The sequence below is a fragment of the Pseudomonas sp. UV AK001 genome (assembly GCF_046097675.1).
In the GTDB taxonomy this organism is placed as follows: domain Bacteria; phylum Pseudomonadota; class Gammaproteobacteria; order Pseudomonadales; family Pseudomonadaceae; genus Aquipseudomonas; species Aquipseudomonas kribbensis.
This window is the reverse complement of the sequence record NZ_JBJUVZ010000002.1, coordinates 168,486-191,101: the sequence shown is the minus strand read 5'-3', so window position 1 is coordinate 191,101 and position 22,616 is coordinate 168,486. Positions and strand designations below refer to the sequence as shown.

The following is a 22,616-nucleotide window of genomic DNA, read 5'->3' as shown; positions in this document are numbered from 1 at the left end:
GGCGTGCCGCGTACGTCTGTTGTTAGAGCAATGATGCGCGCAGTGTAAAAAAGATTCGCCAGTGCTTTTCACTGTATAAGCGCCTATATTTGGCGACAATTCTCGGCAAAAACCCTTTTCACGGAGGCGCATCCCCTATGCGTACCAACACTCAGACCAAACGTGAGCTGGACAAGATCGACCGCAACATCTTGCGGATCCTGCAGGCGGACGGGCGGATTTCATTCACTGAACTGGGCGAGAAGGTCGGGCTCTCCACCACGCCCTGCACCGAGCGGGTGCGGCGGCTGGAGCGCGAGGGAATCATCATGGGCTACAACGCCCGGCTGAATCCGCAGCACTTGAAGGGCAGCCTGCTGGTGTTCGTCGAGATCAGCCTCGACTACAAATCCGGCGACACATTCGAAGAGTTCCGGCGTGCCGTGCTGAAACTGCCCCACGTGCTGGAGTGCCACCTGGTGTCAGGGGATTTCGACTATCTGGTGAAGGCGCGGATTTCCGAGATGGCTTCGTACCGCAAGCTGCTGGGCGACATCCTGCTCAAGCTTCCGCACGTGCGCGAATCGAAGAGCTACATCGTGATGGAAGAAGTGAAAGAGAGCCTGAGCCTGCCGATTCCGGACTGATCGCTCAGACCAGCACCTGCCGGTTTTCGGCCATGTATTCGAACACCTGCTTCTCGACCCGTGGATGAATCAGCTCCACCGGCCGCCGGCCGTTGGGGCACGGCAAGGTCTGGGTGGTGCCGAACAGCCGGCAGATCAGCGGCCGCTCGTCATACACCGTGCAGCCGTTCGGCCCCAGGTGCACGCAGTTGAGTTCTTCCATGGCCGCGTCCTGCTCGGCGCGAGTCTTGCGCGGCAGGCGGGACATTTCCTCGGGCGAGGTGGTCACCGGCCCGCAGCAATCGTGACAGCCCGGCACGCACTCGAACGTGGGAATCTGCTGACGCAGGGTGCGGATTTTCTGACTGTTGCAGCTCATTGCAGCGGTAACCGGAGCGAAATAGGCGGCAATTGTGCCGCAAAAGCCGCGATCCAGACACCACAGGCCGACCAATGTTGCCCGGCCTCGGGCCTGCGGCTTATGCTCCGTCAAATTTTCTCGACACCCGCTCAGGATGACGCCCATGAATGCCCGCGCCCAAGCCTTCGCGAGCCAACCCCACGTTGCCTCTTACTACGCCGCCAGCAGCCTGCCGCAGCCCGACCATCCGGTGCTGCAAGGTGAGCTGATCGCGGATGTGTGCGTGGTCGGCGGTGGTTTCTCCGGGCTGAACACCGCGCTGGAGCTGGCGGAGCGCGGCTTGAGCGTCGTGCTGCTGGAGGCGCACCGGATTGGCTGGGGCGCCAGCGGCCGCAACGGCGGGCAGTTGATTCGCGGGGTTGGTCACGGCCTCGACCAGTTCGCCAACGTGATCGGCGCCGACGGTGTGCGTCAGATGAAGCTCATGGGGCTGGAAGCGGTGGAAATCGTCCGACAGCGTGTCGAGAAGTTTCAGATCCCTTGCGACCTGACCTGGGGCTACTGCGACCTCGCCAACAAGCCTTCCGACCTGGAAGGCTTCGCCGAAGACGCCGAAGAATTGCGCGGTCTCGGTTACCGCTACGAAACCCGTCTGCTGCAAGCCAACGAGATGCACACCGTGGTCGGCTCCAGACGCTACGTCGGTGGTTTGATCGACATGGGTTCCGGCCATCTGCATCCGCTGAACCTGGCACTGGGCGAAGCCGCAGCAGCGCAGCAACTCGGGGTGAAGCTGTTCGAGCAATCGGCAGTCACCCGCATCGACTACGGCCCCGAAGTCCGGGTCCATACGGCACAAGGTTCGGTGCGGGCGAAAACCCTGGTGCTGGGCTGCAATGCCTATCTCAACAATCTGAATCCACAACTCAGCGGCAAAGTGCTGCCCGCCGGCAGCTACATCATCGCCACTGAACCACTGAGCGAAGAACAGGCCCACGCCCTGCTGCCCCAGAACATGGCCGTCTGCGACCAGCGGGTGGCGCTGGATTACTACCGACTCTCGGCGGACCGGCGCCTGCTGTTCGGCGGCGCCTGCCATTATTCGGGGCGTGATCCAAAGGACATCGGCGCGTACATGCGGCCGAAGATGCTCGAAGTGTTCCCACAGCTCGCGTCAGCGAAGATCGACTATCAGTGGGGCGGGATGATCGGCATCGGTGCCAACCGCCTGCCGCAGATTGGCCGGCTGAGCGATCAGCCGAACGTGTATTACGCCCAGGCCTATTCCGGCCACGGCGTGAATGCCACGCACCTGGCGGGCAAGTTGCTGGCCGAGGCCATCAGCGGCCAACACGGCGGTGGCTTCGACCTGTTCGCCAAAGTGCCGCACATCACCTTCCCCGGCGGCAAGCACCTGCGCTCGCCGTTGCTGGCGTTGGGGATGTTGTGGCATCGCCTTAAAGAACTGGTCTGAGATCGTTCCCACGCAGAGCGTGGGAACAATCCTGATACAGATCTCAGATCCGCCAGAACGGCTTCAACCCCTCCTCCATCGCCTGCTCCCGGGTCAGCCCGACATCCTTGAGCTGTTCCGGTGTCAGGCCCAGCAACGCTTTGCGTGTGTGCAGACGATGCCAGAACAGACCCCAGCGACTCAGGCCGGACGGCGCGTTGCGCAGCATCTCGTTGCGCGCCCTGTCCTGTTGCCCCGCCTCCAGTTCCTGACTGTGTAACGTCAGCCGCACATCGCTCAAGCCGTTCATTTTTGTCGCTCCTGTTTACTTGGGTAGCCAGAGATTCCATGATGCGCGGGCCGACAAAAGCATTACAGATTCAACACATCTGTATTATTTCCATACAGATTTGCTGTCTCCGGGACTGAATTGTCGATTTACGCCGCATCTGTACTGGTTTTTCGAATCACCTGCATCGAGGCAGTGCCATGACCCTGTATGTGAACCTCGCCGAGCTGCTCGGCACCCGCATCGAACAAGGCTTCTACCGTCCTGGTGATCGCCTGCCGTCGGTGCGCGCCTTGAGCGTAGAACATGGGGTCAGCCTGAGCACGGTGCAGCAGGCGTATCGAATGCTGGAAGACAGCGGCCTGGCCACGCCAAAGCCCAAATCCGGCTACTTCGTGCCGGTCGGGCGCGAGTTGCCGGAACTGCCGGCCATCGGGCGTCCGGCCCAGCGTCCGGTGGAGATTTCCCAGTGGGATCAGGTGCTGGAACTGATTCGCGCGGTGCCGCGCAAGGACGTGGTGCAGCTCGGTCGCGGCATGCCGGACATCTCGTCACCGACGATGAAGCCGCTGCTGCGCGGGCTGGCCCGGATCAGCCGCCGCCAGGACATGCCCGGTCTGTATTACGACAACATCCACGGCACCCTCGAACTGCGCGAACAGATCGCCCGGCTGATGCTCGACTCCGGCTGCCAGTTGAGCGCCAGCGACCTCGTCGTCACCACCGGTTGCCACGAAGCGCTGTCCACCAGCATCCACGCGATCTGCGAGCCGGGGGACATCGTCGCGGTGGATTCGCCAAGCTTTCACGGCGCCATGCAGACCCTCAAGGGGCTGGGCATGAAAGCCCTGGAAATCCCCACCGACCCGCTCACCGGCATCAGCCTCGAAGCGCTGGAACTGGCGCTGGAGCAATGGCCGATCAAAGTCATCCAGCTCACGCCCAACTGCAACAACCCCCTCGGCTACATCATGCCGGAGTCGCGCAAACGCGCCCTGCTGAATCTGGCCCAGCGTTTCGACGTGGCGATCATCGAGGACGACGTGTATGGCGAACTGGCCTACACCTATCCGCGCCCACGTACGATCAAATCATTCGACGAGGATGGCCGCGTGTTGCTGTGCAGTTCGTTTTCCAAGACTCTCGCGCCGGGATTGCGCATCGGCTGGGTCGCGCCCGGTCGATACCTCGAGCGGGTGCTGCACATGAAATACATCAGCACCGGCTCCACCGCTCCCCAGCCGCAGATCGCGATTGCCGAATTTCTCAAGGCCGGGCACTTCGAACCGCATTTGCGGCGGATGCGCACGCAATACCAGCGCAATCGCGACGTGATGATCGACTGGGTGACCCGTTACTTCCCGGCCGGCACCCGCGCGAGTCGCCCGCAAGGCAGCTTCATGCTCTGGGTCGAATTGCCGGAAGGTTTCGATACGCTGAAACTGAATCGTGCGCTGCACGATCAGGGCGTACAGATTGCCGTCGGCAGCATTTTTTCCGCCTCGGGCAAGTACCGCAATTGCCTGCGCATGAACTACGCGGCCAAACCGACAGCGCTGATCGAAGAGGCAGTGCGCAAGGTCGGCGCGGCGGCGATCAAGCTTCTGGCGGACAGTCACAACTGACGCACCTCAGCGCAGGCGAAATCCCAGATCGGTGTCGAAACGGGTCAGGTCACTGACCCGGCTTGCAGCCGATGGCACACGTGCATCCAGTTCCAGCTCGATTTCCATGCCTTGGCCCTCGATTCCAATACCGGCGAGCGCGGGGATCAGTCTGGAACCGGGACGCAGAACATCAGCATCCGGCCCCTCAGTGAGCCACTGGGTCGGCCTGCCGTCGACCCGCAGGCTCAACACACGAACCCTGAGCGTACCGGCGCCGAAGCGGTAATGTCCGGGATCGGCGACCGGCCCGGTCAGCTCCAGGCGCAACGGACCGGGCCGGCTGCACTGGACAGTCGCCTGAGCACGGCGAAGACCGAAACTCAACGGTTCACCTTGTACCGACTGCGCCAGCAACTGCCCGCGGGTCGTGGTGCCGAAATCGATAGCAGCCGGACCAAGCCTGACCGTGCAATCGGGGCTCGCCCTCACACTTCCCATTGATGTCAAAAGCCCCGTCAGCAGCACGCAAATGGCGCCCGACTTCAATCCTTGCATGATGCTCTTTCCTTTTTCAGACAGTGCGGCAGATGGCCGCTGCGGTTTCATACAACCCGTCGACATCAGGCTCCAGGCTCATGGCGAATTCCAGATGACATCGCTGGCCATCCGGTAACAGCACGTGCAGCTTTAGATCTGGCTGCACGTCCGGCAGGAAAATCCGCCCAGCCTCCAGCACGCTGGTGACGTACCGCCCCCGGTCATCAAAAACACCGACACCCTTGCGGACAAAATGGCTATCCGGCATGCGCGCCTGCAACAGCACGCGCCGCGCGGTGACCATGTCGAACGCCAGATGCGCGAAGGCGCCACGCCCAGCTTCGACCTCTTGAAAAGCGTTGTGCACATCGACATTGCGCCCCAGGCTGGCCGTGTCCAGCTCGATCCGTCCTTTGCTGTACGCCGGCAGACTCGCTGCCACGGCGTGCCCGGAATGATCGGTCCAGACCGGGCCACGGGGGGTGTTCAATTTGACCCCGGCGCTGTCGCCGGCCTTGAGCAAGGCGAAGGTTTCACGCAGGGGATAAGGCGACAGCGTCACGCCGGCACCATGTACCAGCGCACCGCCACGCAGGCCGATGTCATAGTTCTGGTTACCGGCGCCGCTGCGGGAATAGCCCACGTCCACCTGACTGTAGCGGGGCAACAGATTGACCCGCCCGTTGAACCCGGCGCTGCCGTCATCCGGTCGCTCGGCGCCGATGCTGTAGGCCAGGGTGTCGCTGAGCTGTTCATTGAATCGCAGACCGCTGCGGGTGCCGCTCACGTCGTCGTTACGCACGTAGCCGCGCAAGGTCTGGCGCGCGCCCAGAGGCAGGCTGACACTCAGATAGGCCGCTGTGCCACGGGCATCGTCGGAGACCCCGGCGACATCCCGTTCAACCGTGAATGTCACATTGGCCCGCCGAACGCTCTGCGACCAGGCCAGGGCGACTCTGGAAGTGGCCGTCCCGTCAAACATCGAAAACCGCGAGTAGCTGGCAGAAAAGCCTCCGTACACCAGACTGCTGGTACTGAGGTTTGCCGTCAGTTGATTGCGCACTCGCTGGAACGGTCGATCATTGCGCGAATCCCAGGTGGTGTCCGACAGCGTGCGGAAACCCTGGGTCTGCTGGGTCAGCGCAACACTTGTCGACAAGCTTTCACTCAACCGACCGCTGGCCGTCCACTGCAACTGCGTGCCGGACACGGCCTGATCCTGTGCCCGGGAAATCACCTGGCGCCCACCGAGTATCAGCCGATCACCGATGCCGCCCTGCATTGCCCACCCCAGCGACTCATAGCCTGTGCCAAGCATGGTGCCGGCCGTGACCTGCCCGCGCGGGCCCAGTCGCCAATCCTTGCTGGCAGCGGCAAAGGACGGCGCATCACGCTCGTCACCGGCATAACGCCTTACCTGACCGACCGCCAGCCCATAGCCTGCCGCCCTGCCCGTCATACCGCCCCGCAACTGCGTCGCCGGCACAATGAAACGCCGCTGCTGACCGCCCTCTTCGTGCACCGTCACTTCCAGATCCACGCTCTGGCTGAGCAGTGGCAAACCCACCAGCGCGAACGGCCCACCGGGCACCACCGTGGTGTAGATCAGCGCACCGTTCTGGGTGACTTCGATTCGCGCGGCGGAATAGGCTATGCCCTCAACCCGCGCACCGGAGCTGTCATCATCCAGCGCCATCAGAGCCAGTTCCGGCTGCACCTGGAAGCCGTTGAATGCCTCACCGGAAAACAGCGGCGAGACCATGTTCAACTGACCCAGTTGCAGGTTGGCCTGATAGCGTTCCGAAGTGTGCGAGGCGTAGGCATACAAATGCTCGAGGCGATTCTCTCCGGCAAACGCGCTGTACACCTGGCGACTGCGAAACGACCAGTCCGCCGCATTCAGGCCCAGCTCGGCATTCAGATTGCGGAACTGCGAAGACTGGCCGGCGAAACGACTGCCCAGCAGCAAGGCGTCGTAGTTGAACAGGCCTGCCGTGCCCCCGTTGAGGAAGCTGCGACGGGCCGGGCGATCAAGCACCAGCGCATCGGTGGGCAACAGCAGCGAGATGTGTTCCTGCGACGGATCGGCTTGTACCACCGCACCCGGAAAGTACCGGGCGAACAGCTCGCATCCCGATCCACCCGCCGGCTCGACGTTGTCCGCCGCCCGGATGCCGCCCCGCTCCAGCAGGGACGGCGTGAAACACAACTCGCCTTCGCCATCAAACGCCACCTGCACCCGCCCCTTGGGAACCCCGTTGACCGACAGCGCGACGGCTTGCACGCCCTCGCGAAAGCGCGGTGCCTGGCTGAAATATTCGGCCAGGCGCGGATCCAGCCCGCGTGATTTCAGTAGATCCTGATTGAACTGCACCGCCTCACGCTCTGCACTTACGGCGATACGGGCACAACCCAGAATGACCATCAGCGCAGCGCCGGCATAACAACGCCAATGCATCAATCCGTCACCAAGGGGGCGTCGAAGTGGGCGACGGCATAACCGTAAGTGGTCACTGGAAATAGCCGTACCTGAAGCGGCGAATGACTCGGCTCAGCCGTTCCGCTCAAGGTCAGTTGCTCGCCGGGCAGGACGTAGGTACGGCCCAGATCCATTTCCTTTTGCCCGGGCAGCAGAGTTACCGAATGGCCCAGCCGCACAACGTACGGACTGGGATTGCGTACCTGCACTTGCGTGCCTTGTCGCGACCAGACCAGATGCTTCCAGGGCTCGCGGTCGACCGGCAGATTCGCCGGCCGCAGGATCGCCGGAATGTTCTGCCGCACGCTCAGGCTCACCTGCGCCTTGCCCGTCGAGTCCTGCGGCGCGATCCCCTCGAATATCACTCGTTTGAGGCGCTCGGTCTTCAAAGGCTCTGCACTGCGCAGGATGAAACGCACACGCTGCGTCGCACCGGCCTCGACCCGTGCCACCGGCGGTGTCAGCAACAGCAATGACTCAGTGTCCTGCGGTACGTCTTCGACAGACGTGTGCAGCAACGCGGGATGCGACTCGCTGTTGAACACATTGATACCAGCCTCACCCACGCCTTCGTCGAGCACTACGACAGGCGTCTCGGGAACCATCCCCGCCGCCCGGATCGGGCCGGGTGCCCACAAGGAAACCAGCAAGATGCTGGTGATGACATTTCGCACACAGGCGTTCATGACGTTGTCCACAGGCGAGCGCGCAGCCGGCATCCATGCCGGGCACAGGCCAGCCGATTACATTGATTGAAAAAGGACAGGCCCCGGAAGCGACCGGTGCCTGTCGATGGGTTGCGCGTTGCGCGCTCTGTCAGAGGTAGAGCAGCTCGAATGTCGCCGAGCCGTTGAGCGCGATTTCAGAGGTGATAGGAAGCTTCGACGCAGGGCCGATCACCGGCACCAGCGTCATGGGAAAGGTGTGCACCACGCCCGGCAGCGGCCCGGCAGCCAGACTGCGACCCCAGGAATAACGAAGATTGCCTTCGTAGTTTTTCCCGACCAGCGTGGCAGGCGCCGGGACGTCCCAATTGGCGTTCGCACCTTGTTTGTACATCACGATCGAGGTTTGACCATCGACGGTCGGCGTGCCGTATCGCAGGCCGTATCCACCGATCTTGGTGCCTGCAACCTCTCCGATTCCGTAGATGTACATGGCCCAATCAGAGCCATCGACGACGATGCCCGGCAATTGGGTATGGGCCTGATTGTCATGCACCTTGATGGCCATGGGTGCGGACGCCGAGCAACTCACACTCAGCGTCACGTTGTGGTTGGTCAGTTCGGTCTGACTGTCCCGATTCAGTGCCGCGGCGGAAATATTGCCCAGATCCACAGTGTTACCGCCGGTGAAGGCCGGCGTGCAGGAAGTCGGGATGATCGTTCCGGTGATGGTCAGGTCTGCACCATCGGCCATGGCCAATGCCGGACACAGGGCGCTTGCGACAGCGATTGCACGAAAGGTCTTGCGCATGAAAATTCTCACTCCATAAGAATCGAAAGATGACAGCCAGCTGCGCTTCTTCTGCTGAAAAACAGGAAACGTCCTGCCTCAGAATCAGCGTTGTCATTATTCCGATTGCTTCACTGCAGTGATGTAAGGCGAGGGGTGTATTGCGCGCTGGAAAAATCGCTGCGGGGCGTAGCTCATGAGAGCCGGAAAAATCCTCAACTTGTTTAAGAAACGGCGTCCTGCCGACAGCCATGAGCTACAAACCGCTCTGCTTCAGGGATCGGATTGACTGCCTTTTGCGAACAGGCAACAGGCGGCGTGCACCGTGCCATACTCCCAACCTCGCCCACACCCGGAACGATCCGACTTGAGCTCCAGACACTTCCTGCAGCCTGCACTGTTGTCCGCCCTGCTGCTCACCGGGTGCGCCTCGCTGGATGTCCCGCGCGAGCCGAGCCAGGCGCTGCCGGCATCCGACTCCGCATTCGGCCGCTCGATCCAGGCCCAGGCCGCGCCGTACAAAGGCCAGTCCGGCTTCCGCCTGCTGTCCAACAGCACCGAAGCCTTCACCGCCCGCGCCGAGTTGATCCGCAACGCCCGGAGCAGCCTCGATTTGCAGTACTACATCGTCCACGACGGCATCAGTACGCGAATGCTGGTGGAAGAGGTGCTGAAGGCTGCCGACCGTGGCGTGCGGGTGCGCATCCTGCTGGACGACACCACCAGCGACGGCCTCGACCTGATCATTGCGACGCTGGCGGCGCATCCGAATATCCAGATCCGCCTCTTCAATCCACTGCACCTGGGCCGCAGCACCGGCGTGACCCGTGCTGCAGGCCGGCTGTTCAACCTGTCGCAGCAACACCGGCGGATGCACAACAAACTTTGGCTGGCGGACAACAGCGCCGCCATTGTCGGCGGGCGCAATCTGGGTGACGAGTATTTCGATGCCGAGCCCAACCTGAACTTCACCGACATCGACATGCTCAGCGTCGGGCCGGTCGCCGAACAGCTCGGGCACGGCTTCGATCAGTACTGGAACAGCGCCCTGAGCAAGCCGATCGAGGAATTTCTCTCCAGCAAACCTTCGGCCAAAGACCTGCAGAACACCCGCACGCGCCTGGAAGAGTCCCTGGAAGAAACCCGCAAACAGAATCACGCGCTGTACCAGCAACTGATGACCTTCACCACCCACCCGCGCATGGATATCTGGCGCCGGGAACTGATCTGGGCGTGGAACCAGGCGTTGTGGGACGCGCCGAGCAAGGTGCTGGCGGACGGCGAGCCGGATCCGCAACTGCTGCTGACCACGCAACTGGCACCGGAGCTGCGGGGCGTCAGCAAGGAGCTGATGATGATTTCCGCCTACTTCGTGCCGGGCCAGCCGGGGCTGGTCTATCTGACTGGCCGTGCCGATGCGGGCGTATCGGTGAGTCTGCTGACCAACTCGCTGGAAGCCACCGACGTGCCGGCAGTGCACGGGGGTTACGCGCCCTATCGCAAGGCACTGCTGGAACATGGCGTGAAGTTGTATGAACTGCGGCGCCAGCCTGGGGATAACTTCGGCAGCGGCCCGCACCTGTTTTACAGCAAATCGTTTCGCGGCTCGGATTCCAGCCTGCACAGCAAGGCGATGATCTTCGACGGGAAAAAAGCATTCATCGGCTCGTTCAATTTCGACCCGCGCTCGGTGCTGTGGAACACCGAAGTCGGGGTGCTGGTGGACAGCCCCGAACTGGCTGCCCATGTTCGGGATCTGGCCTTGCAGGGCATGGCGCCGGCGCTGAGTTACGAGGCAAAACTTCAGGACGGGAAAGTCGTTTGGGTCACCGAGGACAACGGCCAGATGCACACGTTGACCAAGGAACCCGGCAGCTGGTGGCGGCGGTTCAATGCGTGGTTCAGCACCACGGTGGGCCTGGAGCGGATGCTGTAGCCATCCACCCCGGCCAGGCCGTCAGGCAGGCTCGGGCACCTTGCCGAACGCCCCTTGCCGGGACAGCAGAATCACCAGCCCGAACGCCCCGGCCGCCATGAACCACGGCAACGCGTGCCCGCTGATCCATTGACTGCCCGCCCCTGCCGCCAACGGCCCGATCAGACAACCCACGCCCCACAGCTGCGCGACATGCGCATTGGCGCGCACCAGTGCGTCGTCGCGGTAGCGCTCGCCGATCAGGATCAGCGACAGGGTGAACAGCCCACCGGCACTGGCGCCGAACAGCACCCACAGCGGCCAGATCAGCAGGGTGTCGATCAGCATCGGGATCGCCAGACTCGACAGCATCAGCACCACGGCGCAGCCGGCGAACAAGGTCCGCCGCGACAGGTAGTCGGCCAGCGCACCGATGGGCAATTGCAGCAGCGCGTCGCCCACCACCACGGTGCTGACCATCGCCAGCGCGATTTCCGCCGTGAAGCCCTGTTGCAGGCAGTACACCGGCAACAGGGTCAGGATCATTGCCTCGAACGCGGCGAACAACGACACCGCCCAGGCAATTGCCGGCAATTCGCGACTGAAGCCCCACAGATCGCCGAAGGTCACGCTGCTGGCCTCGCTGCTCGGCGCCCCGCTGCGCCCCAGCAACAGAAGTGGCGCAGCGATCAAAAGGCCGACACCCACCCAGAAGCCGTAATCATGCTCGGTACCGAGCGCACCCAGCAGTAACGGCCCGGACAGTTGGCTGAGCGCATAACTGCTGCCATACAGCGCCACCAGTCGCCCGCGCCACTGCTCGACCACCAGTTGATTGATCCAGCTCTCGCCGAGGATGAAGACAATGGTCAGGATCACCCCGATCATCAGCCGCAGCACCAGCCAGATCGGATAACTCGGCAGCAGTGCCAGCAGGCCGATGGACAATGCCCCGCCCCACAGGCACAGGCGCATCAGGTTCGCTGTGCCGAAGCGCGCCGCCAGATGACTCGAAACCTTCGCCCCCAGCAGCACGCCAATGGCCGGCATCGCCGCCATCACGCCGATGGCGAACGAGCCGTAACCCCAGCCCTCCAGACGCAACGACACCAGCGGCATGCTGACGCCAAGGGCCAGGCCAACACTCAAGACAGACGCCAACACGGCGAAATACGTCGCCCAACGCATGGTCCACGCTCCTGTGGATAATTTTTATATGCACCACAAAACACTGTGGGAGCGAGCTTGCTCGCGATAACGGTTTCACCTTCAGCAGATGTGCTGACGGATACACCGCTTTCGCGAGCAAGCTCGCTCCCACAGGGATCTTTGTATCGTTCGGGAGCCTGCCTGAGCAGGCTCCCTCAACGGTTTACAGCTTGATCCAGGTCGCCTTCAGCTCGGTGTATTTGTCGAACGCGTGCAGCGACTTGTCACGGCCGTTGCCCGACTGTTTGAAGCCGCCGAACGGTGCGGTCATGTCGCCGCCATCGTACTGGTTGACCCACACGCTGCCGGCACGCAGTGCCTTGGCGGTGAGGTGCGCCTTGGAAATGTCCTGCGTCCAGACCGCTGCCGCCAGGCCGTAAGGCGTGTCGTTGGCGATGTTGATCGCTTCCTCGGCCGTGTCGAAAGCGATGACCGACAGCACCGGGCCGAAGATCTCTTCCTGGGCAATCTTCATCGCGTTGCTCACGCCGTCGAAAATCGTCGGCTCGACGTAGGTGCCACCGGTTTCCTGAAGAATGCGCTTGCCGCCGGCCACCAGTTTGGCGCCGTCGGTGTGGCCCGATTCGATGTAGGACAGCACAGTGTTCATTTGTTGAGTGTCGACCAGCGCGCCCACGTTGGTGGCCGGATCCAGCGGATTGCCTGGCTTCCAGGTTTTCAGCGCCTCGATCACCATCGGCAGGAATTTGTCCTTGATCGAACGTTCGACCAGCAGACGGGAACCGGCGGTGCAGACCTCACCCTGGTTGAAGGCGATGGCGCTGGCGGCGGATTCGGCGGCAGCTTGCAGGTCCGGAGCATCGGCAAACACGATGTTCGGGCTCTTGCCGCCGGCTTCCAGCCAGACGCGTTTCATGTTCGATTCGCCGGAATAGATCATCAGTTGTTTGGCGATCTTGGTCGAACCGGTGAACACCAGGGTGTCGACATCGTTATGCAGAGCGAGCGCCTTGCCGACGGTGTGGCCGTAGCCCGGCAGCACGTTCAGCACGCCTTTCGGGATGCCGGCTTCAACGGCCAGTTCGGCGATGCGGATGGCGGTCAGCGGGGACTTTTCCGACGGTTTGAGAATCACCGAGTTACCGGTCGACAGCGCCGGACCGAGCTTCCAGCAGGCCATCATCAGCGGGAAGTTCCACGGCACGATGGCGCCAACCACGCCCACTGGCTCGCGGGTTACCAGACCCAGTTGATCGTGCGGGGTGGCGGCGACTTCGTCGTAGATCTTGTCGATCGCTTCACCGCTCCAGCTCAGGGCTTGCGCGGCACCCGGTACGTCGATGTACAGCGAATCGCTGATCGGCTTGCCCATGTCGAGGGTTTCGAGCAGGGCCAGTTCTTCGGCGTGCTGCTTGAGCAGGCCGGCGAAACGGATCATGGTGGCTTTGCGCTTGGTCGGCGCCAGGCGCGACCAGACGCCGGAATTGAAAGTGGCGCGGGCGTTTTCCACGGCGCGCTGGGCATCGGCGGCGTCACAGCTGGCAATCTTGCCCAGCAGACGGCCATCGACCGGGCTGATGCACTCGAAGGTCTCGCCGGAGACGGCATCGGTGTACTCGCCATTGAGGTAGGCGCGGCCTTCGATCTTCAGGTCGCGGGCGCGTTGTTCCCAGTCGGCACGAGTCAGGGTGGTCATTCGAGTGTCCTCCTCTTGTTGAATACGAGCGCCGCGCGATCTTCGCCGGCGTCCTCAGGAATTCTGCCCGGCCAGCCTGTTTTCGGCCCAAGGCACCCGCCACCCTAAACCAGCGGCCGGGGTTGTTTCAATATATTTGACATAAGGCGGTTATACAGCCTTGCGGCGTTCAATTTAATCAACATAGACTTTGGCCCTTTCAAGCCACCGCGCCGTCATCACAGGAGAAAACAACAATGAACATCCAGAACGTCGTCGACATCAGCCTGACCATGGACCAGGCCGAGCGCTACCGCCCGGATCCGGCCAAAGTACTCAAGGGCGATCCCGAGCAGGCGGTGTTCAATCAATACGACAGCCCTTGCGGGCAAATGGGCGTCGGCGTGTGGGAAGGTGCGGTCGGTCAGTGGACGGTGAATTACACCGAGCACGAATACTGCGAAATCCTCCAGGGCGTTTCGGTGCTGCGTGACGGCGAAGGCAATGCCAAGACTCTGCGTGTCGGCGACCGCTTCGTGATTCCGGCCGGTTTCCGTGGCACCTGGGAAGTGCTGGAGGCGTGCCGCAAGGTCTACGTGATCTTCGAACAGAAGGCCTGAGCCCTTTCGTCAGGCAACAAAAAAGGCCCGTATCGTGAGATACGGGCCTTTTTCGTAAGTCGGGAAAAATCAATTACTTGATTTTGCCTTCCTTGTAGATCACGTGCTTGCGAACAACCGGATCATATTTCTTGATCTCGATTTTGTCCGGGGTAGTACGCTTGTTCTTGTCGGTAGTGTAGAAGTGACCAGTACCGGCGCTCGAAATCAAACGAATCAATTCACGCATGATTAGCTCCCTTAAATCTTGCCGTCGCGACGCAGCTCGGCCAGCACAACGCTGATGCCACGCTTGTCGATGATACGCATGCCTTTGGCGGAAACGCGCAGGCGTACGAAACGTTTCTCTTCTTCAACCCAGAAGCGGTGATGCTGCAGGTTCGGCAGGAAACGACGACGGGTTTTGTTGTTTGCGTGGGAAATGTTATTCCCGGTTACCGGACCCTTACCGGTAACTTGACATACTCTAGACATGCCTCAGCCCTCTAAAACCACATGCCCAACCCGGCATGGGTTGGCCGCTTAATCTCTAGTCATTGTGGCGCCAGGCGCCGCGATTCTTTAGAGGTCTTACCGGCTACACCTACAAGCGAAGGAACCGGGCCCCTAGAAAAGAGCGCTGCTTTATACCAGAAAGACCACGGAGCAACAACTTTCCGTGTGCAATGAATGGCCAAAAAGCCGCTTTTTCTGTCTGCAAGCGCCTTGGGTAAAGGCTGGCGGCAATTTTTACCATTCGTCGAAGAAAACCGATCATACCCGCATTCGAGACTTTTCCTGCCGCCACTTCCGACAAATCCTCAGCCTTCAGGCCCCGAAAATGCAAAAAGGGGATAGTCATTTGCAATCGCGACCACTAGGGTAGGCCTTTTCCAGACTGCACTTGCAGATGGGCCTTCGATCTGTAAAGGAAGCCGACCATGCGCCTCGCTGCCCTCCCCCTGCTGCTCGCCCCGCTATTGCTGAGCCCCCTGGCCGCCCATGCCGCCGCCCTGAGCGTGTGCACCGAGGCCAGCCCCGAAGGGTTCGACGTGGTGCAGTACAACTCGCTGACCACCACCAACGCTTCGGCCGATGTGCTGATGAATCGCCTGGTGGACTTCGATACGGCGACCGGCAAAGTGGTCCCGAGCCTGGCCGACAGCTGGGAAGTCAGCACCGACGGCCTGACTTATATATTCAAACTGCACCCGCAGGTGAAGTTCCACACCACCGACTACTTCAAGCCGACCCGTGAGCTGACCGCCGAAGACGTCAAGTTCAGCTTCGACCGCATGCTCGACCCGGCCAACCCGTGGCACAAGGTCGCCCAGAGCGGTTTCCCGCACGCCCAGTCGATGCAGCTGCCGAGCCTGATCAAGAAGATCGACGCCCTGGACCCGCTGACCGTGCGCTTCACCCTCGATCACCCGGACTCTACGTTCCTGGCGACCCTGAGCATGGGTTTCGCCTCGATCTATTCCGCCGAATACGCCGACAAGCTGCTGAAGGCCAACGCGACCGACAAGCTCAACAGCCAGCCGATCGGCACCGGACCGTTCGTCTTCACCCGGTTCCAGAAAGACGCCTCGATCCGCTACAAGGCCAACCCGGACTACTTCGGCGGCAAACCGGCGGTGGACCCGTTGATCTTCGCCATCACCCCGGACGCCAACGTGCGCCTGCAAAAGCTGCGGCGTAACGAGTGCCAGATCGCCCTGTCGCCAAAACCATTGGACGTACAGGCCGCGAAAGAAGAACCGACGCTGAAAGTCGAAAAGACTGACGCGTTCATGACCGCATTCGTTGGCATCAACAGTCAGCATCCACCATTGGACAAGCCGGAAGTACGTCAGGCGATCAACCTCGCCTTCGACAAGGTCAACTACCTGAAAGCTGTGTTCGAAGACACCGCCGAACCCGCCAACGGACCGTACCCGCCGAACACCTGGAGCTACGCGAAGAACCTGCCGGGTTACCCGCACGACGTGGCAAAAGCCAAGGCTTTGCTGGCCAAGGCCGGCCTGAAGGATGGTTTCCAGACCACCATCTGGACGCGTCCGTCCGGCAGCCTGCTCAACCCGAACCCGAGCCTCGGCGCACAACTGCTGCAATCGGACCTGGCAGAAATCGGCATACAGGCGGAAATCCGCGTGATCGAGTGGGGCGAGTTGATCCGTCGCGCCAAGGCTGGCGAGCATGACCTGCTGTTCATGGGCTGGGCCGGTGACAACGGCGACCCGGACAACTTCCTCACCCCGCAGTTTTCCTGCGCGGCGGTGAAGTCCGGAACCAACTTCGCCCGCTACTGCAACGCCGACCTGGACAAACTGATCAGCGCCGGCAAGACCACCAGCGAGCAAGGCGTACGCACCAAGCTCTATGAACAGGCGCAGGCGCAGATCCAGCAGCAGGCGTTGTGGCTGCCGCTGGCGCATCCGACGGCCTACGCCCTGACGCGTAAAGACGTGCAGGGCTATTCGGTGAGCCCGTTCGGGCGGCAGGATTACTCTAGGGTCACCCTGAAGTAGCCCGCAACAACCCAAAACCTGTGGGAGCGAGCTTGCTCGCGAATGCAGTCTGTCAGTTACCGGATGAGGCGGCTGACACAACGCTATCGTCGGATCGCCGCCCGGAGCAAGCTCGCTCCCACAGGGATACTGCATCACCTTCACATCCAGCCACACTCCGCCATCGACAACGGTTCCCCATCGCCAACGACGAAGTGATCCAGCACCCGCACATCGATCAATTCCAAAGCCTTCTGCAAGCGCTTGGTCAATAATCGATCAGCCTGACTGGGATCGGTGTTACCCGACGGGTGGTTGTGGCACAGGATCACGGCTGCCGCGTTATTGGCCAACGAGCGCTTCACCACTTCCCGGGGATGTACCGCCGTGTTGTCGATCGAGCCGCGAAACAGAGCCTCGAAGGTGAGCACTTGATGCTTGGAATCCAGAAACAGGCAGCCGAACACCTCGTGCGGCTCGTGGCGCAACATGGCCTTGAGGTAATCGCGGACCACCTGTGGATTCTCCAGCGCCGTTTTCTGCCGCATGCGCTCGGCCAGATGTCGCCGCCCCATCTCCAGCACAGCCTGCAGTTGGGCAAACTTCGCCGGCCCCAGGCCCAATTGCTCGCTGAACGCCCCGAGATCAGCCTCCAGCAATGCCCGCAGGCTGCCGAACTGATTCAACAAGTGTCGCGCCAGATCCACCGCGCTTTTACCGGATACGCCGGTGCGTAGAAAAATCGCCAGCAATTCGGCATCGGAAAGACTTCCCGAGCCCTGTTCCAACAGCTTCTCCCGCGGCCTTTCCGCCGCCGGCCAATCGCGAATACTCATACACATTCCTTGTCTGTGGGCGCCGCTGTTCCGTAGCGGTCGCTGTGATATCGTAGCCCATCTTTTTTGCAGGCGAATTCACCCTGGGGAGGGGGTTTCGCCAAGCATGTCACCAACGAAATGAAAGGCAGACCTATGCAGCGGCTGTATCGGAAACGCATCGTTCTGGGCGTCGGCGGCGGTATTGCTGCCTACAAAAGCGCCGACCTTGTGCGCCGCCTGATCGATCAGGGCGCCGAAGTGCGCGTGGTCATGACCCGTGGCGGCAGCGAATTCATCACCCCGCTGACCATGCAGGCCCTGTCCGGCCACCCGGTTCACTTGGATCTGCTCGACCCGGCCGCCGAAGCGGCGATGGGCCACATCGAACTGGCCAAATGGGCCGATCTGGTGCTGATCGCCCCGGCCACCGCCGACCTGCTGGCCCGTCTGGCTCAAGGCATCGCCAACGATCTGCTGACCACCCTGGTGCTGGCCACCGACGCCATCGTCGCTGTCGCCCCGGCCATGAACCAGGCCATGTGGCGCGACCCGGCCACCCAAGCCAACCTGCAACTCCTTGAAAGCCGTGGCCTGAAGACCTTCGGCCCGGCCTCCGGCAGCCAGGCCTGCGGCGACGTCGGCATGGGTCGCATGATGGAAGCCACCGATCTGGCCCAGCTCGCGGCAGACTGTTTCCAGCGTCAGGCGCTGACCGGCAAGCACGTGGTGATCACCGCCGGTCCGACCCAGGAAAACATCGACCCGGTGCGCTACATCACCAACCACAGCTCCGGCAAAATGGGCTTCGCCCTGGCTGAAGCCGCGGTTGAAGCCGGCGCCCGCGTCACGCTGATCAGTGGCCCGGTGCATTTGCCGACGCCGGATCGCGTCACGCGTATCGATGTGGTCAGCGCCCGCGACATGCTCGCCGCCTGCGAAGCCGCGATCCCTTGCGACATCTTCATCGCCTCGGCGGCGGTCGCGGACTACCGTCCGGAAGTCGTCGCCCCACAAAAATTGAAGAAAGACCCTACGAGCGGCGACGGCTTCGTCCTGCAAATGGTGCGCAACCCGGACATCCTGGCCACCATCGCGACCCGTCCCGACCGTCCGTTCAGTGTCGGCTTCGCCGCCGAGACCGAACACTTGCTCGACTACGCTGCACGCAAGCTGAAGGACAAGAATCTCGATCTGATCGTCGCCAACGACGTCGCCAACCCGAGCATCGGTTTCAACAGCGAAGAAAACGCCTGCAGCGTCATCGACCGTGGGCTGCACGCCACGGTTTTCGCCCAGACCAGCAAGAGCAAGATCGCTCGCCAGCTCGTCACTTTTATCGCCGAACGTCTGAACCAGGTTTAATTTACATGCACGCTTTGCAAGCCAAGATCCTCGACCCACGCATCGGTACCGAATTCCCGCTGCCGCAATACGCCACACCGGGCTCCGCCGGCCTCGACCTGCGCGCCATGCTGGAAAAGGACATCGTGATCAAGCCGGGTGAAACCGTGCTGATCCCTACCGGGCTGTCGGTGTACATCGGTGACCCGAACCTCGCCGCGCTGATCCTGCCGCGCTCGGGCATGGGCCATAAGCACGGCATCGTGCTGGGCAATCTGGTCGGCCTGATCGACTCCGATTACCAGGGCCCGCTGATGGTGTCCTGCTGGAACCGTGGCCAGACCGAATTCACCATGCCGGTCGGCGAACGTCTGGCGCAACTGGTGCTGGTGCCGGTGGTGCAGGCGCACTTCGAAATGGTTGAAGAGTTCGTCGAAACCGAGCGCGGCGCGGGCGGTTTCGGCCACTCCGGCACCAAGTGATCGGCTGAAAACCTGTCGTGGCGAGTACGTGTTGCTTGCCACGAAATTCAAAATGTCATCTGCAAGGTTTAGCGCCGAAAATCAAGGCATTGGCAGGCCAAAGCCACGCCGGACAAGGCGTCATGGCCCTTTCACACCACGAACTCTCTGTGAAAACCGCCGTCATACCCTTCAGTTTGAGCCTGCCGCCGAGATGATTCGTCGGTGTGTCCCGCCACTTTCGAGATGGAGCATTTCCGCAGATGAGCACCCCCGCCCAAGTCGCCCCGAAGCTTCCCGACAGCATCTTCCGCGCCTATGACATTCGCGGCACCGTGCCGGAATTCCTCAATGCCGAAACCGCCTACTGGATCGGCCGTGCCATCGGTTCCCAGAGCCTGGCCCAGGGTGAACCGAACGTGTCCGTCGGCCGTGACGGCCGCCTGTCCGGCCCGGAACTGGTCGCAGAACTAATTCGCGGTATCGCCGAAAGCGGCTGCCACGTCAGCGATGTCGGCCTGGTGCCGACCCCGGCGCTGTACTACGCCGCCAACGTGCTGGCCGGCAAGTCCGGCGTGATGCTCACTGGCAGCCACAACCCGTCGAACTACAACGGCTTCAAGATCGTGATCGCCGGCGACACCCTCGCCAACGAACAGATCCAGGCCCTGCACGAGCGCCTCAAGACCGGCAACCTGAGCAGCGGCAAGGGCAGCGTGACCCAGGTCGAGATCCTCGACCGCTACACCACCGAAATCGTCCAGGACATCAAACTGGCCCGGCGCCTGAAAGTCGTGGTCGACTGCGGCAACGGCGCGGCCGGCGTGATCGCCCCGCAACTGATCGAAGCGCTGAACTGCGAAGTCATCCCGCTGTTCTGCGAAGTCGACGGCAACTTCCCGAACCACCACCCGGATCCGGGCAAGCCTGAAAACCTCGTCGACCTGATCGCCAAGGTCAAGGAAACCAAGGCTGACATCGGCCTGGCCTTCGACGGTGACGGCGACCGCGTCGGCGTGGTGACCAACACCGGCACCATCGTATTCCCGGACCGTCTGCTGATGCTGTTTGCCCGCGACGTGCTGGCCCGCAACCCGGGCGCGGAAATCATCTTCGACGTCAAATGCACCCGTCGCCTGATTCCGTTGATCAAGGAATACGGCGGCCAGTCGCTAATGTGGAAGACCGGTCACTCGTTGATCAAAAAGAAAATGAAACAGTCCGGCGCGCTGTTGGCCGGTGAAATGAGCGGGCACATCTTCTTCAAGGAACGCTGGTTCGGTTTCGACGACGGCATTTACAGCGCCGCACGGCTGCTGGAAATCCTCAGCAAGGAAAAATCCGACGCGGAAACGCTGTTCGCGACCTTCCCGAACGATATTTCCACGCCGGAAATCAATATCCATGTGACCGAAGAGAGCAAATTCAGCATCATTGATGCACTGCACGATGCGCAGTGGGGTCCAGGCGCCGACCTGACCACCATTGACGGCGTGCGGGTCGATTACGCCAAAGGCTGGGGCCTGGTGCGCGCCTCCAACACCACACCGGTGCTGGTGCTGCGCTTCGAGGCCGATGACGAGGCTGAATTGCAGCGCATCAAGGCTGTGTTCCATGCCCAGTTGAAACGCGTTGCACCTGATCTCCAACTACCGTTCTGATTTCTGATTCACCCGGAGCCCTGAATGACCCTCGAACGCGAAGCCGCCGCCCAAACCGCCAAGGTCCTGTCCGAAGCGTTGCCTTACATCCGACGTTATGTCGGCAAGACCCTGGTGATCAAATACGGCGGCAACGCGATGGAAAGCGAGGAGCTGAAAACCGGCTTCGCCCGCGACATCGTCTTGATGAAAGCCGTCGGCATCAACCCGGTCGTGGTTCACGGCGGCGGCCCGCAGATCGGTGATCTGCTCAAGCGCCTGTCGATCGAAAGCCACTTCGTCGACGGCATGCGCGTCACCGACGCGGCGACCATGGACGTGGTGGAAATGGTCCTCGGCGGCCAGGTCAACAAAAGCATCGTCAACCTGATCAACCGTCACGGCGGCAGCGCCATCGGCCTGACCGGCAAAGACGCGGGTCTGATTCGTGCGAAGAAGCTCACCGTCACCCGCCAGACCCCGGAGATGACCCAGCCGGAAATCATCGACATCGGTCAGGTGGGCGAAGTGGTCGGGATCAACACCGAACTGCTGAATCTGCTGGTCAAAGGCAACTTCATCCCGGTGATCGCGCCGATCGGTGTGGGTGAAAACGGCGAGTCGTACAACATCAACGCCGACCTGGTGGCCGGCAAGGTTGCCGAAGCGCTGAAAGCCGAGAAGCTGATGCTGCTGACCAACATCGCCGGCCTGATGGACAAGTCGGGCAAGGTCCTGACCGGCCTGAGCACTCAGCAGGTCGACGACCTGATCGCCGACGGCACCATCTACGGCGGTATGCTGCCGAAGATCCGCTGCGCACTGGAAGCGGTTCAGGGCGGCGTGGGCAGCTCGCTGATCATCGACGGCCGCGTGCCGAACGCGATCCTGCTGGAAATCTTCACCGATACCGGTGTGGGTACGCTGATCAGCAATCGCAAGCGTCCGTAAGCGATCGTGCAAATAAAAAGACCCCGCTCAGCCTGACTGAGCGGGGTCTTTTTTTGCCTGGAAGAAACGATCAGACGCCGAACTGGGCGCGATAGGCTTCAACGGCTGGCAGATGCTGCTTGAGCTGCGGATCGTCTGCCAGGAATTCCAGCACCTGGTTCAGCGACACGATGCTGATGACCGGAATGCCGAAATCACGCTCGACTTCCTGAATCGCCGACAGCTCGCCGTTGCCGCGCTCCTGACGGTTCAGGGCGATCAGCACGCCCGCGGCCTTGGCGCCGTCCTGGGAAGCGATGATCTGCATCACTTCACGGATCGCGGTGCCGGCGGTGATCACGTCGTCAATGATCAGCACTTCACCGGTCAGCGGTGCGCCAACCAGGCTGCCGCCCTCGCCGTGGGCCTTGGCTTCCTTGCGGTTGAAGCACCATGGCAGGTCACGGTTGTGGTGCTCGGCCAGCGCCACGGCAGTGGTTGCCGCCAGCGGGATGCCTTTGTAGGCCGGGCCGAACAGCACGTCGAACGGAATACCGCTCTCGGCGATGGCTGCGGCATAGAAACGACCGAGCTGCGCCAGGGCCGAACCCGAGTTGAACAGGCCGGCGTTGAAGAAGTAAGGACTGGTGCGTCCGGACTTCAGGGTGAACTCACCGAAGCGCAAAACGCCGCGATCGATGGCAAAACGAATGAAATCGCGCTGATACGCTTGCATGAAAAAAACCCCAAATACCACGGATTTAGCTAATT

The 22,616-nt window shown here is 61.7% G+C and carries 21 protein-coding genes and 1 pseudogene; 10 read left to right on the top strand and 12 right to left on the bottom strand.

Features of this window, described 5'->3' with window-relative positions; translation table 11 throughout:
• Positions 1-137: 137 nt before the first annotated feature.
• Positions 138-626 (top strand): Lrp/AsnC ligand binding domain-containing protein, encoded by a 489-nt coding sequence (locus tag ACKLNA_RS08860; protein WP_003177284.1) that lies wholly within the window; start codon positions 138-140, stop codon positions 624-626.
• A 4-nt stretch (positions 627-630) separates the two neighbouring features.
• Here ACKLNA_RS08860 and ACKLNA_RS08855 read toward each other — a convergent pair whose 3' ends face one another.
• Positions 631-984, bottom strand: a complete 354-nt coding sequence (locus ACKLNA_RS08855) for a YkgJ family cysteine cluster protein (RefSeq protein WP_007954485.1) — start codon at positions 982-984, stop codon at positions 631-633.
• Between the two features lie 145 nt (positions 985-1,129).
• Between ACKLNA_RS08855 and ACKLNA_RS08850 the strand changes: the two genes are divergently transcribed.
• Positions 1,130-2,440, top strand: a complete 1,311-nt coding sequence (locus tag ACKLNA_RS08850; protein WP_408985650.1) for an NAD(P)/FAD-dependent oxidoreductase — start codon at positions 1,130-1,132, stop codon at positions 2,438-2,440.
• 43 nt (positions 2,441-2,483) lie between these two features.
• Here ACKLNA_RS08850 and ACKLNA_RS08845 read toward each other — a convergent pair whose 3' ends face one another.
• Positions 2,484-2,729, bottom strand: coding sequence for a DUF1127 domain-containing protein (locus ACKLNA_RS08845; RefSeq protein WP_408985649.1), 246 nt, complete (start codon positions 2,727-2,729; stop codon positions 2,484-2,486).
• A gap of 179 nt (positions 2,730-2,908) precedes the next feature.
• Here ACKLNA_RS08845 and ACKLNA_RS08840 point away from each other — a divergent pair, with 179 nt between their 5' ends.
• Positions 2,909-4,333: a PLP-dependent aminotransferase family protein gene (locus ACKLNA_RS08840; protein WP_273896058.1), complete on the top strand. Its 1,425-nt coding sequence runs from the start codon at positions 2,909-2,911 to the stop codon at positions 4,331-4,333.
• Positions 4,334-4,339: 6 nt separating this feature from the next.
• On the opposite strand, the gene ACKLNA_RS08835 is transcribed toward ACKLNA_RS08840, so the two are convergent.
• The 4 genes from ACKLNA_RS08835 to ACKLNA_RS08820 form a co-directional block, all read right to left on the bottom strand.
• Positions 4,340-4,870: a hypothetical protein gene (locus ACKLNA_RS08835; RefSeq protein ID WP_408985648.1), complete on the bottom strand. Its 531-nt coding sequence runs from the start codon at positions 4,868-4,870 to the stop codon at positions 4,340-4,342.
• Positions 4,871-4,886: 16 nt separating this feature from the next.
• Positions 4,887-7,310 (bottom strand): fimbria/pilus outer membrane usher protein, encoded by a 2,424-nt coding sequence (locus ACKLNA_RS08830; RefSeq protein ID WP_408985647.1) that lies wholly within the window; start codon positions 7,308-7,310, stop codon positions 4,887-4,889.
• Entirely contained in the window at positions 7,310-8,017 is a 708-nt protein-coding gene (locus tag ACKLNA_RS08825) for a fimbria/pilus chaperone family protein (RefSeq protein ID WP_408985646.1), read from the bottom strand. The genes ACKLNA_RS08830 and ACKLNA_RS08825 overlap by 1 nt, the downstream gene beginning before the upstream one ends.
• Before the next feature lie 130 nt (positions 8,018-8,147).
• Positions 8,148-8,807, bottom strand: a complete 660-nt coding sequence (locus ACKLNA_RS08820) for a DUF1120 domain-containing protein (protein ID WP_408985645.1) — start codon at positions 8,805-8,807, stop codon at positions 8,148-8,150.
• 346 nt (positions 8,808-9,153) lie between these two features.
• On the opposite strand from ACKLNA_RS08820, the gene ACKLNA_RS08815 reads away from it, so the two are divergent.
• A complete protein-coding gene (locus tag ACKLNA_RS08815) occupies positions 9,154-10,722 on the top strand; it encodes a phospholipase D-like domain-containing protein (RefSeq protein ID WP_408985644.1) in 1,569 nt (522 codons plus the stop codon).
• Positions 10,723-10,743: 21 nt separating this feature from the next.
• On the opposite strand, the gene ACKLNA_RS08810 is transcribed toward ACKLNA_RS08815, so the two are convergent.
• On the bottom strand, positions 10,744-11,889 hold the full coding sequence (locus tag ACKLNA_RS08810) for an MFS transporter (RefSeq protein ID WP_265812886.1): 1,146 nt from the start codon (positions 11,887-11,889) through the stop codon (positions 10,744-10,746).
• A gap of 184 nt (positions 11,890-12,073) precedes the next feature.
• Complete coding sequence (locus ACKLNA_RS08805; RefSeq protein WP_007954454.1) at positions 12,074-13,567, bottom strand: aldehyde dehydrogenase; 1,494 nt, start codon at positions 13,565-13,567, stop codon at positions 12,074-12,076.
• A gap of 236 nt (positions 13,568-13,803) precedes the next feature.
• Between ACKLNA_RS08805 and ACKLNA_RS08800 the strand changes: the two genes are divergently transcribed.
• Positions 13,804-14,166 (top strand): cupin domain-containing protein, encoded by a 363-nt coding sequence (locus tag ACKLNA_RS08800; RefSeq protein ID WP_085708876.1) that lies wholly within the window; start codon positions 13,804-13,806, stop codon positions 14,164-14,166.
• Between the two features lie 73 nt (positions 14,167-14,239).
• Here ACKLNA_RS08800 and rpmG read toward each other — a convergent pair whose 3' ends face one another.
• Entirely contained in the window at positions 14,240-14,395 is a 156-nt protein-coding gene (rpmG, locus tag ACKLNA_RS08795; RefSeq protein ID WP_003177274.1) for a 50S ribosomal protein L33, read from the bottom strand.
• Positions 14,396-14,406: 11 nt separating this feature from the next.
• Entirely contained in the window at positions 14,407-14,640 is a 234-nt protein-coding gene (gene rpmB / locus ACKLNA_RS08790; protein WP_003229474.1) for a 50S ribosomal protein L28, read from the bottom strand.
• A gap of 446 nt (positions 14,641-15,086) precedes the next feature.
• Between rpmB and ACKLNA_RS08785 the strand changes: the two genes are divergently transcribed.
• On the top strand, positions 15,087-16,676 hold the full coding sequence (locus ACKLNA_RS08785) for an ABC transporter substrate-binding protein (RefSeq protein WP_408985643.1): 1,590 nt from the start codon (positions 15,087-15,089) through the stop codon (positions 16,674-16,676).
• Positions 16,677-16,816: 140 nt separating this feature from the next.
• Here the strand turns inward: ACKLNA_RS08785 and radC are convergent, their stop codons facing one another.
• On the bottom strand, positions 16,817-17,491 hold the full coding sequence (radC, locus tag ACKLNA_RS08780; protein ID WP_408985642.1) for a RadC family protein: 675 nt from the start codon (positions 17,489-17,491) through the stop codon (positions 16,817-16,819).
• A 135-nt stretch (positions 17,492-17,626) separates the two neighbouring features.
• On the opposite strand from radC, the gene coaBC reads away from it, so the two are divergent.
• From coaBC to argB, 4 genes and pseudogenes are all read left to right on the top strand, one after another.
• On the top strand, positions 17,627-18,835 hold the full coding sequence (coaBC, locus tag ACKLNA_RS08775) for a bifunctional phosphopantothenoylcysteine decarboxylase/phosphopantothenate--cysteine ligase CoaBC (protein WP_085708873.1): 1,209 nt from the start codon (positions 17,627-17,629) through the stop codon (positions 18,833-18,835).
• 5 nt (positions 18,836-18,840) lie between these two features.
• Positions 18,841-19,296, top strand: coding sequence for a dUTP diphosphatase (gene dut, locus ACKLNA_RS08770; protein ID WP_248739839.1), 456 nt, complete (start codon positions 18,841-18,843; stop codon positions 19,294-19,296).
• A gap of 236 nt (positions 19,297-19,532) precedes the next feature.
• A pseudogene (locus ACKLNA_RS08765) lies at positions 19,533-20,936 on the top strand (phosphomannomutase/phosphoglucomutase); the annotation flags it as partial.
• Positions 20,937-20,960: 24 nt separating this feature from the next.
• Positions 20,961-21,866 (top strand): acetylglutamate kinase, encoded by a 906-nt coding sequence (gene argB, locus ACKLNA_RS08760; RefSeq protein WP_065258175.1) that lies wholly within the window; start codon positions 20,961-20,963, stop codon positions 21,864-21,866.
• 70 nt (positions 21,867-21,936) lie between these two features.
• On the opposite strand, the gene pyrE is transcribed toward argB, so the two are convergent.
• Positions 21,937-22,581, bottom strand: coding sequence for an orotate phosphoribosyltransferase (pyrE, locus tag ACKLNA_RS08755; protein ID WP_007954442.1), 645 nt, complete (start codon positions 22,579-22,581; stop codon positions 21,937-21,939).
• Positions 22,582-22,616: the final 35 nt, after the last annotated feature.

Bases quoted from the DNA above. Each gene is read 5' to 3' on its own strand.
- ACKLNA_RS08860 (WP_003177284.1), top strand. From the start codon at position 138: ATGCGTACCAACACTCAGACCAAACGTGAGCTGGACAAGATCGACCGC.
- ACKLNA_RS08855 (WP_007954485.1), bottom strand. From the start codon at position 984: ATGAGCTGCAACAGTCAGAAAATCCGCACCCTGCGTCAGCAGATTCCC.
- ACKLNA_RS08850 (WP_408985650.1), top strand. From the start codon at position 1,130: ATGAATGCCCGCGCCCAAGCCTTCGCGAGCCAACCCCACGTTGCCTCT.
- ACKLNA_RS08845 (WP_408985649.1), bottom strand. From the start codon at position 2,729: ATGAACGGCTTGAGCGATGTGCGGCTGACGTTACACAGTCAGGAACTG.
- ACKLNA_RS08840 (WP_273896058.1), top strand. From the start codon at position 2,909: ATGACCCTGTATGTGAACCTCGCCGAGCTGCTCGGCACCCGCATCGAA.
- ACKLNA_RS08835 (WP_408985648.1), bottom strand. From the start codon at position 4,870: ATGCAAGGATTGAAGTCGGGCGCCATTTGCGTGCTGCTGACGGGGCTT.
- ACKLNA_RS08830 (WP_408985647.1), bottom strand. From the start codon at position 7,310: ATGCATTGGCGTTGTTATGCCGGCGCTGCGCTGATGGTCATTCTGGGT.
- ACKLNA_RS08825 (WP_408985646.1), bottom strand. From the start codon at position 8,017: ATGAACGCCTGTGTGCGAAATGTCATCACCAGCATCTTGCTGGTTTCC.
- ACKLNA_RS08820 (WP_408985645.1), bottom strand. From the start codon at position 8,807: ATGCGCAAGACCTTTCGTGCAATCGCTGTCGCAAGCGCCCTGTGTCCG.
- ACKLNA_RS08810 (WP_265812886.1), bottom strand. From the start codon at position 11,889: ATGCGTTGGGCGACGTATTTCGCCGTGTTGGCGTCTGTCTTGAGTGTT.
- ACKLNA_RS08805 (WP_007954454.1), bottom strand. From the start codon at position 13,567: ATGACCACCCTGACTCGTGCCGACTGGGAACAACGCGCCCGCGACCTG.
- ACKLNA_RS08800 (WP_085708876.1), top strand. From the start codon at position 13,804: ATGAACATCCAGAACGTCGTCGACATCAGCCTGACCATGGACCAGGCC.
- rpmG (WP_003177274.1), bottom strand. From the start codon at position 14,395: ATGCGTGAATTGATTCGTTTGATTTCGAGCGCCGGTACTGGTCACTTC.
- rpmB (WP_003229474.1), bottom strand. From the start codon at position 14,640: ATGTCTAGAGTATGTCAAGTTACCGGTAAGGGTCCGGTAACCGGGAAT.
- ACKLNA_RS08785 (WP_408985643.1), top strand. From the start codon at position 15,087: ATGCGCCTCGCTGCCCTCCCCCTGCTGCTCGCCCCGCTATTGCTGAGC.
- radC (WP_408985642.1), bottom strand. From the start codon at position 17,491: ATGAGTATTCGCGATTGGCCGGCGGCGGAAAGGCCGCGGGAGAAGCTG.
- coaBC (WP_085708873.1), top strand. From the start codon at position 17,627: ATGCAGCGGCTGTATCGGAAACGCATCGTTCTGGGCGTCGGCGGCGGT.
- dut (WP_248739839.1), top strand. From the start codon at position 18,841: ATGCACGCTTTGCAAGCCAAGATCCTCGACCCACGCATCGGTACCGAA.
- argB (WP_065258175.1), top strand. From the start codon at position 20,961: ATGACCCTCGAACGCGAAGCCGCCGCCCAAACCGCCAAGGTCCTGTCC.
- pyrE (WP_007954442.1), bottom strand. From the start codon at position 22,581: ATGCAAGCGTATCAGCGCGATTTCATTCGTTTTGCCATCGATCGCGGC.